The organism is Aequorivita lipolytica, assembly GCF_007997135.1.
Lineage (GTDB): Bacteria > Bacteroidota > Bacteroidia > Flavobacteriales > Flavobacteriaceae > Aequorivita > Aequorivita lipolytica.
Genome location: NZ_VORU01000025.1, coordinates 1 through 10,686 on the forward strand (window position 1 = coordinate 1; position 10,686 = coordinate 10,686).

The following is a 10,686-nucleotide window of genomic DNA, read 5'->3' on the forward strand; positions in this document are numbered from 1 at the left end:
ACAACACCGTGTATAAACCATTGCTGGGTCTGTGCTTTTCTGGAATATTATCGGATAAACCCAAAGTTTGTCTATATTTGGATTGGTTCGTGTGTGAGACACGCAACGGTCCATACACATCAACGTTGTAAAACATTCCCCACACAAGAAAAACTTGTTAATTTCTTGAGATAACGAGTAAAATTTTAGTGTAGGAAAATTATAGTAAATTTGACGTTAGTCAGAATTTGAGAAAAACGAAATGCAATATGAAAAACTATAGTAGTAAAAGCTCATTAAGTGTTAAACTGATTACAATCGGAATTGTGATTGTGATGGGAATTGTTGTTTTGTCAATCTTTACTATAAACGAGAAATACGGAAAAATAAGCGGAATAATTATTTCCTTAATCATTTTGAGTACTCTGATTTATTTCTTCGCAAATTCACTGAAAGAAATAATAATTGGAGAAAAAAATCTTACGCTTGAAAAGAATATTGGAAAAATAGAAATACCTTTTTCTGATATTATAAAAATCGAAAAACTCGACTTTTCAAATTTATCAATGACTTACGGAAGTAAAGGTGTTTTTGGGTATATTGGAAATACGATGGACGATTCAATTAGTATGGTAAATGACAGAAAAAATATGCTTCGAATTATAACTAACGAAAAAAAATATACGTTTAGTTCTGACAATCGAGAAGAACTTATATCTGAAATAAAAAACGTTTTACAACACCGTGTATAATTAATGGCTGGTTCTCGCCTACTTACGAAAATCCTCGCGGATTTTCTATTCGGTTTGTATTTGCTAAATCAGGTGCTTAGACACGCCACTAATCATACACAATCACGTTGGCGGTAATTTGAGAAACAACAATGCAAAAATTCATAATTAAAGGGAAAAAGTTAAAAAATTGGAAATCATTCCACTCTGAATTTAAGAAAGAAATGAACTTTCCAGATTATTATGGAGAAAATATGAATGCTTGGATTGACTGCGTTGACGAACTGACTGACGAACCAACTATTTTGCAAATTGACAATGGAAAATACTTGAAGGAAAACGAACCTGAATTATTTAACGCTATATTGGAATGTGGAGCTTTTGTTAATTATAGAAAAATAGAGGTCGGAGAAAAACCGAATTTGATAATCGCAACAGATTACTAAATGAAAGAATGCAAAACTTTAAAATGAGGAACTTGTCAATATATTTATTGCTGATATTAACAATTTTGAGTTGTAAAGAAAGTGAAGTGGACGGCATCGAAATCGGACAAGACTTGTATATCGGACAATCTCTTGAACAAAATAACAAACTGACCGAATTGATTACTCAAACGCTGAATAAAAACTCAAACGCATTATCGGAACTGACCGAATTTTGGTGTGGTGGAGGAGCTGGATGCTATGATTTAGGAACAGTTCTTTCGGACATAGTTTATAAAATGAACGAAACGGAATTTATAAAACTTGCATCGAAATTAGAAACGCAAAGGAAAAATTCTCTGAAAGGATTATTAGACGTCGGATTGGAATATGGATACGAACCAGGAAGAAAAATTGAAATTGAATTTCCAAAACTGAATAGAATATTAACGGAATAAAAAAACTACCGCCAACACCGTATATAAGCTATGGCTTGGTCTGTGCTTATTTGGAAAATCTATGGATTTCCCAAAGTTAGTTTATATTTGGAGAGGTTCGTGCTAAAACACGCCACAGCTCATATACAAACACGTTGCCCACAATATGAAAAAAAACGTAATACATATCATATTTGTCCTGACTTTAATAAGTTGTAATGGATATTCACAAAAAAGTAAATCGAAATTAACCGAATCTGCTCAAATTGAAAAAATTGATACTATCACGAAATTGCGTACGGATGGAACTAAAGAATTTGAGGTTCAAACAAGAAACGGATTAAAAACTGGGAGCGGTTTTTTATTCGACCGAAACGAAAATATCGTCGGACTAAAACATTTCGAAAATGACACTCTGAATGGTTACGGACTTTTACTTTACGAAAACACTTTCAAACCTAATTATCTCTACGAATCGAATAATGGAAAACGAGACGGAGTATTAATTGCTTTTTATGAAAATGGAGTAATAAAATCATTTCGAAGTGCCGACTTATTTAATGACGGCCAACATATAGAATTCCACGAAAACGGAACAATAAAAGAAATCGGACAAACAAAAAAAGGGAAAGCTCACGGAACTGTGTTCTATTTTGACAATAATGGTATATTAAAGAAAAAAGTAGAATACGAAAACGGCAATATAAAAAAATAGAAATACTGTGGGCAACAATGTATAACCGCAATTACGGCGGATTCGACTACGTCCGAATCCACGCGTAATTGCTACCGTAAGTGCTTATCCGAAAAATATTAAATTTATCCCGTAACTGCGGTTATACTAAACGTTGTAAAGCATTAAAAATGAACCGACTTCTATTAATAATTGCCATATTATCATTTGTTAGTTGTAAAACAGACACCGAACTGTTTGATGAAGTAAATGAAATGGCTCAATTTGATAAAGTTTACAAGCCGACCTTGATTCAATCAGGAAAAGAAAGTGGTTTTCTTGAACCTATGGCAGAATACAGTCTTTTCAGAATCGACTCTTTATATTTTCGAAACTTGGAAAATTCAATTTTGGCAAATGATAGGTTTAAGGAAGGTTCCTTTTACTTCAACATTGAATTGAACGACTTCATATTTAATAATGACCTCGAAATAGTAAATATGTCCAAATCATTAATCACAGAGAACGAATATGACAAAACCTACTACCTTTATTTACTGTCGGACAGAGAAACTTTTGCAGTTTACAAAGTCAATCACTAAATAAAAAAAAACGCTTTACAACAACGGCTATAGTTCATTGCGGCGGAATTTTCTGCCGAAAATTCTCGCCGATTTGCTATCTTTCGGCTACAGCGGAAAAGTCCTTCGGACATTTTCCGCAACGAAACCATAGCCTAAACGTTATGGGCAATTTGAAAAAAATTTCGGTCGAGAAGAAAAACTTTTCAGAAAAACAATTCTCATTTCCAATAACTTACAACAAAATTTAAAAAAATATCAGAACAATGCGGAAAACCGTAAGGTATTTCGCGAAAAGCAATCTTACTTTGTAAAATTGTTTTAAAAATTCAAAATATGAAATTTGTTTTTTTGACTGTAATATTTATGTCATCATTTATTCTAAAAGCTCAAAACTATATTAGAGAAGGAAAAGGAGACTACAACGATGTCTTATACACTTGGGATGGAAAATATTTAAGACAAGGAAAAGGAAATTATGAAACTGTCTTATACACTTCAACCGAAAAATATATCCGTCAGGGAAAAGGAGATTATAATACAGTTTTGGCTACTTGGGATGGAAAATATTTAAGACAAGGCAAAGGAGATTATAACAATGTACTTTACACTTGGGATGGAAAATATTTGAGACAAGGTAAAGGAGATTATGAAACTGTACTGTATACGATAGACAGTAAATATATACGTCAAGGAAAAGGAGATTACAACACAGTTTTATATACAATTTCGGGAGAAATCCCAATTGAGATATTAATTTTTACAATTTTATAGATTGTTAAAAAAAATTGGGAATAAGCCGAAAAGCCAATTAAAATCTGAAGTAGGCAAAAAACCAAAACTAATTAAAATGAAAATTAATTTTACTAATGTGACGTTTGCGCTTTTATTATCAATCTTTTTTGTGTCTTGTGGAGATTCAAAAAAAGAAAAAATTGAAGACGTAACCGTAAAACCAAAAACAACCTCATTAAAAGGCGACTTGAAAGATTATTATGAAATAGTCGAAAACGATTATAAAATTAAAGTTGAAGAAGGTTCTTATATGAATGAGGGAATGATAACGGTAGAAATAAAAAGAAACCAAAAAGATTTTGATTTTAAAACAGATAATATTAATCCTTTTGGCACAAATGGAAGTGAAGATTATCACGTAGGTTTTGGAATTGAAATATTCGATGAAACAGGTCCATCAGTAATAAAAACTGCTACAGAAGGTGGAATGGGCGGACCTTATAGTAGCGATGATGTCGAAGGTTTAATCAACCTCGGAAAAGGAGAAACGGGTTATATTCGTTGGAATGTAAGTGGCGACAAATTAAAAGGGTTGAAAACCTTCCAAATTACTTCCGCCTTAAAAAAGGAAGACCATAGTAATGATTCTGTTTCATCTTATGACGATGAATCTTCCGACGAAAATACAGATTCTGATGAAGTTGCAAATACCTCTTCCGATTCAAATGATAAAGTTGATAAAGCATTAGACAGTTATGAAGAATATATTGACTCATACATTAAGTTTTTAAAGAAAGTCCAAAAAGGAGATAATTCTGCAATGGCTGATTATCCAGCAATGATGGAAAAAGCAACTGATATGCAACAAAAAATGGATGATATGAAAAACGAATTTTCAGCAAAACAAATGTCTCGAATGATGAAAATCGTGAACAAAATGAATACGGCAGCAATGGAAATGCAGTAAAAAAACTGCCCATAACACCGTATATAAGCAATTGCTGGGTCTCTGCTTCCTTGGAAAATTCTATCAATTTTTCAAGGAAGTTTTGTACTTTTAAGGTTCGGGCATAACCACGCAACTGCTCATATACATCAACGTTGCCCACAATTAAAAAAAACCTAAATCACAATGAAAAACATTCTATTGATTTTATTCATTTTTACAACAACTTTTAGCAATGCACAAAATTCTATAGAGGAAAAACTTACAACTGAAATCAAAGGCATTAATGAAAATTTAAACAAACAAAACACTGTTTTAAGATCTGAAATTGAAAACTTAAATAAATTCATCATCACAATTACAGACAGTCTTATTCTTAAAGAGAAACAAAATGAGATTACAGAATTATGGGAAATGTATGACAATAATTTAGTTAAAATACTCCAGAATAATTTAAAGTTTGCCCAACAAAATTCAGAACACCAATATTCTTTAAATTTGATAGCTATGTGGGTTAGTTCACAAGCTGCAATGAATTTATATGATGAATTTTTAAAAACATATAAACTTTTTCCTAAGGAAATTCAGAACTCTGAAAAAGGAAAAAAGCTGAAACTTGCATTAGAAAAGTTTAAAAACAGTAAAGTTGATAGTAAAGCACCCCTTTTTTCTCTAAAAGATATAAATGGTGATATAATAAAACTTTCTGATTTTCAAAATAATAAATATGTATTACTAGATTTTTGGGCAAGCTGGTGCGGGCCTTGCAGAGAAGATAGTCCGTATCTTGACGAAATAAATAGAAATTTTAAAAATAAAGGATTGCAGATAATAGGTATTTCCAGAGATGAAAATTTAGATTCCTGGAAAAAAGCAATTTTGAAAGATAATATGGATTGGATTAATATTTCAACAGTCGAAAATAAAAGTGACATTGAAAATGAATATTTTGTTTGGGGCATTCCACATAGAGTTTTGATTGATAAAGATGGTGTGATAATAGGCAAATGGAAAGGAAGTGGTTTAAAAAATATAAATTCTATTAAAGAAAAATTAGTTGATTTAATGTAGAAAAAAATCATTGGAAATCAAGTGTGGTAAAAATAACTGTGGGCAACAATGTATAAAAAAAATAGGGCAAGTCTGTGCTAAACCCAATGTTTCAGGCATATTTGCAAGGTCGCCAAATCTTTTGATTTGGCTTTTAGAAAAATAATATATAACAAAATGCAAAAGATTTGGCTCGTGGCTAAACCGAAAGGTCATCGCTTACCAACTGCCCTACTTTTCTTATACTAACCGTTGCCAGCAATTAAAACCAAAATATGAACATAAATTTAATCCGACCTGAAAAAGTCAATTTAAGAGACCATCCAATTCTTACTGAAGTTTGGTTACAAGATATTATTGCAAAAAATCCTGAAATTATTGGACTTGGCGAATTAATTTTAAAAGACAAGGAACGAAAACAACTTCGTGCAGGAAGATTAGATATTTTATTGCAAGACCCAGAAATTAATAAACGCTACGAAGTTGAAATTCAACTCGGAAAAACTGATGAAAGTCACATAATCCGAACAATTGAATATTGGGATATTGAAAGAAAAAGGTATCCACAATATGAACATTGTGCAGTTATTATAGCCGAAGAAATTACAAGCAGATTTTTAAATGTAATCGGACTTTTTAATGGAACTATTCCTTTGATTGCAATTCAACTTACAGCATATAAAAATGGAAACGATTACTTCTTGACATTTAATAAAGTATTAGATGAAATGAGTTTTGGATTAGTTGATGACGATGAAGAAATAAGTGAAGTAACGGATAGAAATTATTGGGAAACTCAAAAAGGAATTCCTAAAACTGTAAAAATTGTTGATGAATCTCTCGCACTCATAAAAGAAATATTTCCAGGCTACGAATTGAAATATAATAAATTCTACATTGGTTTAGCAAAAGATGGTCGAGCAGATAATTTTATATTATTCAGAGCTTTAAAACTTTTCACTCGTATGGAAATAAGACTTGAAAAAGATGAAGAATTAGAGAGTAAAATTGAAAAATCTGGAATAGATTTAATGGATTATGATAAAAGAAATCGTAGATATCGATTAAAAATTACATCAAACGATTTAAAAAATCATAAAGAATTTATTCAGGATTTAGTAAAAAAAGCAAAAGGAATACAATCTGATTCGGAACAGCAATTCGTAGAATAACTGCTGGCAACAACGTATATAAAAAATAGCGCGAGTCGTTGCTAACACAAAGGTTCGGGCATTTTTGGGAAGTCGCCAAATTTTTAAATTTGACAAATTCCCATAAATAAAATAATTAGTAAAATTTAAAAATTCGGCTTGTGTTTCATCCGAAAATTATCGCTTTTTTTCAGCGCTACTTTTCATATACAAGACCGTTGGCAAACATTTGAGAAAAACACTTCTAATATTGATATTTGGTCTTTTGACTAACATTATGGTTTCGCAAGAAATCCAAGCTGAATATGTTTATAAAAAAGAAAAAACAAAGCAAAAATCTGAAAGCGGAACTAAATGGAATTATGTAGATTCTGATAGTTTAGTACTTTACGAAAACGGAACTTTTCATCGGACTAAATTTTATAACTATCACGAAATAATTTACTCGGAATTAAAAGGAGAATGGAAAATTCAAAATGACACTCTACTTCTGAATATAAAACTGGAGAAAGAAAGTAAATCGGACAAAAAATGGACTGAAATAAATTCGACCATAATTTACCGAATAAAAAAAAAGGAAAATAAAACCAATAAACGGATATGAATTCTGGGCAACTCGGAATTTAAAACGTGTGAAAAAATAAAAACGATTTGCCAACACCGTGTATAATTAATTGCTTGGTTTTAGCTTACTTACGAAAATCCTCGCGGATTTTCTATTCGGTTTTTATTTGCTAACTTTCGTGCCAAACCACGCAACTAATCATACACAAAAACGTTGTAGCACATTAAACCAAAAATTCGCGTAAAAGGAATGAAAACGCACATAATAACCGGAATTATATCATTAGTTGTACTTATGACTTTCAGTAGTTGGAACTCGAAACAAAATTTAAAAACAAACGAAATTGCTGAAAATCGAACTGAAAACATAAATAGTAAAATGGAAGAAAACAATAGGACTTTAAGGTTAGTTGTTTCATATGACTTTGGAGAAAATCTAAAAACTATTTCTGAAAAAGCAACGCCTGAAATAATAAAAAATACAATGGAATCAATCAATTGGAACGAATTTCATATCGTCCAACTTGAAGACGAAAACGAAAATGCCTTACACGTCAGCGGTAGTTTATATGAAGATGGATTGGCTTCTGGTTATGTTACCGAAAATGACCATATATTAATTGTAAATCCACCAAAATCAGTTAAGGAATTGACCGAAATTCTAATTGAATTTTTAAAAGGAGAAGAAATTTGGCGGAATAAATATGAATATAAATAACGTGCTACAACACCGTGTATAAGCCATTGCTGGGTCTGTGCTAATCTGGAAAATTCTTGGGAATTTTCCAGCGGAGTTTTGTACTTTTACTGGTTTGTGCTATAACACGCAACGGCTCATACACATCAACGTTAGCTGCAAGCTGAAAACTGAACTCAATTTAAAACCTAGGCAACCATTTTTATAATTTTTGCGTCTTTATAATTAAAGACATCCAGAATTGGATAACTAGTTAAAAGATATTAAAATGTTAGAAAACTCAAAAGTAAACATCAAAATCAAACTCGCTGCATTATGGACTTCTGTAACCTTATGTTATTTATATGGAGACTACTTTGAGCTTTATACACCAGATAAAGTAAACAGTTTAATTTCAGGTGAAAATAATTTAGACAGTCCAACCAAATTACTAATAGCATCAATAATTTTGGCGATTTCTTCAGTGATGGTTGCAGCATCAATTATCCTCAAACCGAAAATAAACCGAATTCTTAATATCATATTTGGAACATTATTTACCTTAATGATGATATTAATTGGTGTTTATTCAACTAACGAATGGTATTTGTTTTATGTGTTTTTAGCATTTTTGGAAAGTATTATAACTGCTTTAATTGTATGGTATGCTTGGAAATGGCCTAAAGAAAAAGTTGTATAATTACTTGAGGTATTGAAAAAAGCCAACAGCTAACAACGTGTATAATTCATTGCTAGTGCAATGATTACTTGGAAAATCCTGCGGATTTTCCTCTGGCTCGTTACTTTTTGCTAAATTAGTTACTTAAACACGCAACAAAAGTTATACACGAACACGTTGGCATTCATACCAAGAAAATGAAGATAAGAGAAATAAAGATTAAAAAATTTAAGAGATTTACGGACTTAACAATTTCGGAAATACCAGAAACAGCTCGTTTAATAGTTTTGGTTGGACCAAATGGAAGTGGGAAAACTTCTTTATTTGAGGCATTTAATCATTGGTATAAATTAGCTGGATATAATAAAGCAGATAATAGTGAACAAAATTATTTTGAGAAAAAAGAAGGACTTCCATCTGATGGACAATGGTATAGAAATAAAGTTACAATCCAATTTCATAATGGCCAAAATCCAAATGGCGAGCAATTAAAGGGTAAATTTTACTTCAGAACAGCTTACAGGAATGAACCAGATTTCACAATTAGCAATCTTACTAATCAAAAAGACCCAACAGAAAATATCAAGCTTTCAACGTTGATGCAGAATGATATTACAGTATCTGAAAATTATCAACGACTTATTGCTCAAACATTAGCTGGTGTTTATGAAACTGCAAATAATGATAAAACAATTGAACAATTAAGAAATGAACTAATTGGCAGAATTAAATCTTCACTATCAAATGTATTTGACGATTTAAATTTAAGTTCAATTGGCGACCCATTATCAAATGGAAGTTTCTATTTCAATAAAGGTACTGTAAGTGATTTTCACTATAAAAATCTATCAGCTGGAGAGAAATCGGTGTTCGACTTGTTATTAGATATGATAATTAAATCAACTTATTATACTGATACAATTTTTTGTATCGACGAGCCAGAAGCTCATATGCATACCAGATTGCAGTCTAAAGTTTTAAAGGAACTTTATAATTTGACCATTGATAATTCTCAACTTTGGATTTCCACACACTCTATAGGAATGTTAAAACAAGCCGAGGAACTTGAAGCACAAAATCCAGGTTCGGTAGTGTTTCTTGATTTTGACAACAGAGATTTTGATTTGTCTGAATTTATGATACCTGCGAGAATTGATAGAGCAATTTGGGACAAATTTTTTGATTTGGCCTTTGCGGATTTTTCTAAATTAATTTCACCGTCAACAATCGTTTTTTGTGAAGGAACTTCTCAAGGGAGAAAATATAAAGACTTCGATGCACAAGTCTATGGAAAGATTTTTGAAAGCAAATATCACGATGCGAAATTCATTTCAATTGGCGGTTCAACTGAAATTGAAAATGTTGAGAATCAATCCGTCAAAATGCTTGCTAATATTCTTAAATCTTCTACTCTAATTAAATTTATTGATAGAGATGATAAAAGCGACGAAGAAGTAAAAGAATTACTCGAAAAAGGAGTAAAAACGTCCTCGAAAAGACATATTGAATCTTATCTTTTTGATGATGAACTGATAGAAAAACTTTGTGAATCAGTTGATAAAATTGACTTCTTACAAGATTGTTTAAGCTCAAAACAACAAGCAATTATAGAGAGTACTGCACGAGGAAATCCAGAAGACGATATAAAATCAGCAAGTGGAAATATTTTTACAGAGCTAAAAAGAATTCTTAATTTAACGCAATGTGGCAATAATAAATGTGCTTTTATTAGAGACACTATGACACCATTAGTTACGGAAGACACAAATGTATATCGAACATTAGAAGCAGAAATATTTGGATAAGTACGAAATGCCAACACCGTATATAAGCTATGGCTCGGTTTGTGCCTATTTGAAAAATCTTTGGATTTCCCAAAGTTAGTTTTTATCTGGAGAGGTTCGTGCCAAAACACGCCACAGCTCATATACATAAACGTTAGCAGCAACCTAAAAAAAATGAAAACTATACTGACAATTTTAATTTTTATTACAATTAGTTGCTATGGACAAGATAAAGTGACGGGAATATATTCTTACTCAAGAGAACATTTTTCTGA

13 protein-coding genes are annotated in these 10,686 nt (G+C 31.4%); all 13 read left to right on the plus strand.

Annotation, left to right across the window (positions count from 1 at the left end):
- Positions 1-248: 248 nt before the first annotated feature.
- Positions 249-731, plus strand: a complete 483-nt coding sequence (locus ESV24_RS14960; RefSeq protein WP_111817157.1) for a PH domain-containing protein — start codon at positions 249-251, stop codon at positions 729-731.
- A gap of 131 nt (positions 732-862) precedes the next feature.
- Positions 863-1,156, plus strand: coding sequence for a barstar family protein (locus ESV24_RS14965; protein WP_111817158.1), 294 nt, complete (start codon positions 863-865; stop codon positions 1,154-1,156).
- 8 nt (positions 1,157-1,164) lie between these two features.
- Positions 1,165-1,593 carry a hypothetical protein gene (locus ESV24_RS14970; protein ID WP_111817159.1) on the plus strand — a complete coding sequence of 143 codons (429 nt, stop codon included), beginning with the start codon at positions 1,165-1,167 and terminating at the stop codon, positions 1,591-1,593.
- Between the two features lie 145 nt (positions 1,594-1,738).
- Positions 1,739-2,287: a toxin-antitoxin system YwqK family antitoxin gene (locus ESV24_RS14975; RefSeq protein ID WP_111817160.1), complete on the plus strand. Its 549-nt coding sequence runs from the start codon at positions 1,739-1,741 to the stop codon at positions 2,285-2,287.
- Between the two features lie 149 nt (positions 2,288-2,436).
- A complete protein-coding gene (locus ESV24_RS14980; protein ID WP_111817170.1) occupies positions 2,437-2,847 on the plus strand; it encodes a hypothetical protein in 411 nt (136 codons plus the stop codon).
- Positions 2,848-3,162: 315 nt separating this feature from the next.
- On the plus strand, positions 3,163-3,600 hold the full coding sequence (locus tag ESV24_RS14985) for a hypothetical protein (RefSeq protein ID WP_111817141.1): 438 nt from the start codon (positions 3,163-3,165) through the stop codon (positions 3,598-3,600).
- Positions 3,601-3,676: 76 nt separating this feature from the next.
- Positions 3,677-4,528, plus strand: coding sequence for a DUF6591 domain-containing protein (locus ESV24_RS14990; RefSeq protein ID WP_146743194.1), 852 nt, complete (start codon positions 3,677-3,679; stop codon positions 4,526-4,528).
- Positions 4,529-4,693: 165 nt separating this feature from the next.
- The gene (locus ESV24_RS14995; protein WP_014783015.1) at positions 4,694-5,578 is read left to right on the plus strand and encodes a peroxiredoxin family protein; all 885 of its coding nucleotides are present in this window, start codon (positions 4,694-4,696) and stop codon (positions 5,576-5,578) included.
- A 254-nt stretch (positions 5,579-5,832) separates the two neighbouring features.
- Positions 5,833-6,729: a hypothetical protein gene (locus ESV24_RS15000; RefSeq protein ID WP_111817143.1), complete on the plus strand. Its 897-nt coding sequence runs from the start codon at positions 5,833-5,835 to the stop codon at positions 6,727-6,729.
- Positions 6,730-6,985: 256 nt separating this feature from the next.
- Positions 6,986-7,312 carry a hypothetical protein gene (locus tag ESV24_RS15005; protein ID WP_111817144.1) on the plus strand — a complete coding sequence of 109 codons (327 nt, stop codon included), beginning with the start codon at positions 6,986-6,988 and terminating at the stop codon, positions 7,310-7,312.
- Between the two features lie 210 nt (positions 7,313-7,522).
- Complete coding sequence (locus ESV24_RS15010; protein WP_111817145.1) at positions 7,523-7,990, plus strand: hypothetical protein; 468 nt, start codon at positions 7,523-7,525, stop codon at positions 7,988-7,990.
- A 247-nt stretch (positions 7,991-8,237) separates the two neighbouring features.
- Positions 8,238-8,648 carry a DUF6326 family protein gene (locus ESV24_RS15015; RefSeq protein ID WP_111817146.1) on the plus strand — a complete coding sequence of 137 codons (411 nt, stop codon included), beginning with the start codon at positions 8,238-8,240 and terminating at the stop codon, positions 8,646-8,648.
- 176 nt (positions 8,649-8,824) lie between these two features.
- Positions 8,825-10,432, plus strand: coding sequence for an AAA family ATPase (locus ESV24_RS15020; RefSeq protein ID WP_111817147.1), 1,608 nt, complete (start codon positions 8,825-8,827; stop codon positions 10,430-10,432).
- Positions 10,433-10,686: the final 254 nt, after the last annotated feature.

What these genes read in the sequence shown, in the direction of transcription:
- ESV24_RS14995 (WP_014783015.1), top strand. Translation starts at nt 4,694, where the DNA reads ATGAAAAACATTCTATTGATTTTATTCATTTTTACAACAACTTTTAGC.
- ESV24_RS15015 (WP_111817146.1), top strand. Translation starts at nt 8,238, where the DNA reads ATGTTAGAAAACTCAAAAGTAAACATCAAAATCAAACTCGCTGCATTA.
- ESV24_RS15005 (WP_111817144.1), top strand. Translation starts at nt 6,986, where the DNA reads ATGGTTTCGCAAGAAATCCAAGCTGAATATGTTTATAAAAAAGAAAAA.
- ESV24_RS14990 (WP_146743194.1), top strand. Translation starts at nt 3,677, where the DNA reads ATGAAAATTAATTTTACTAATGTGACGTTTGCGCTTTTATTATCAATC.
- ESV24_RS14975 (WP_111817160.1), top strand. Translation starts at nt 1,739, where the DNA reads ATGAAAAAAAACGTAATACATATCATATTTGTCCTGACTTTAATAAGT.
- ESV24_RS15010 (WP_111817145.1), top strand. Translation starts at nt 7,523, where the DNA reads ATGAAAACGCACATAATAACCGGAATTATATCATTAGTTGTACTTATG.
- ESV24_RS14960 (WP_111817157.1), top strand. Translation starts at nt 249, where the DNA reads ATGAAAAACTATAGTAGTAAAAGCTCATTAAGTGTTAAACTGATTACA.
- ESV24_RS14985 (WP_111817141.1), top strand. Translation starts at nt 3,163, where the DNA reads ATGAAATTTGTTTTTTTGACTGTAATATTTATGTCATCATTTATTCTA.
- ESV24_RS14965 (WP_111817158.1), top strand. Translation starts at nt 863, where the DNA reads ATGCAAAAATTCATAATTAAAGGGAAAAAGTTAAAAAATTGGAAATCA.
- ESV24_RS15020 (WP_111817147.1), top strand. Translation starts at nt 8,825, where the DNA reads ATGAAGATAAGAGAAATAAAGATTAAAAAATTTAAGAGATTTACGGAC.
- ESV24_RS14970 (WP_111817159.1), top strand. Translation starts at nt 1,165, where the DNA reads ATGCAAAACTTTAAAATGAGGAACTTGTCAATATATTTATTGCTGATA.
- ESV24_RS14980 (WP_111817170.1), top strand. Translation starts at nt 2,437, where the DNA reads ATGAACCGACTTCTATTAATAATTGCCATATTATCATTTGTTAGTTGT.
- ESV24_RS15000 (WP_111817143.1), top strand. Translation starts at nt 5,833, where the DNA reads ATGAACATAAATTTAATCCGACCTGAAAAAGTCAATTTAAGAGACCAT.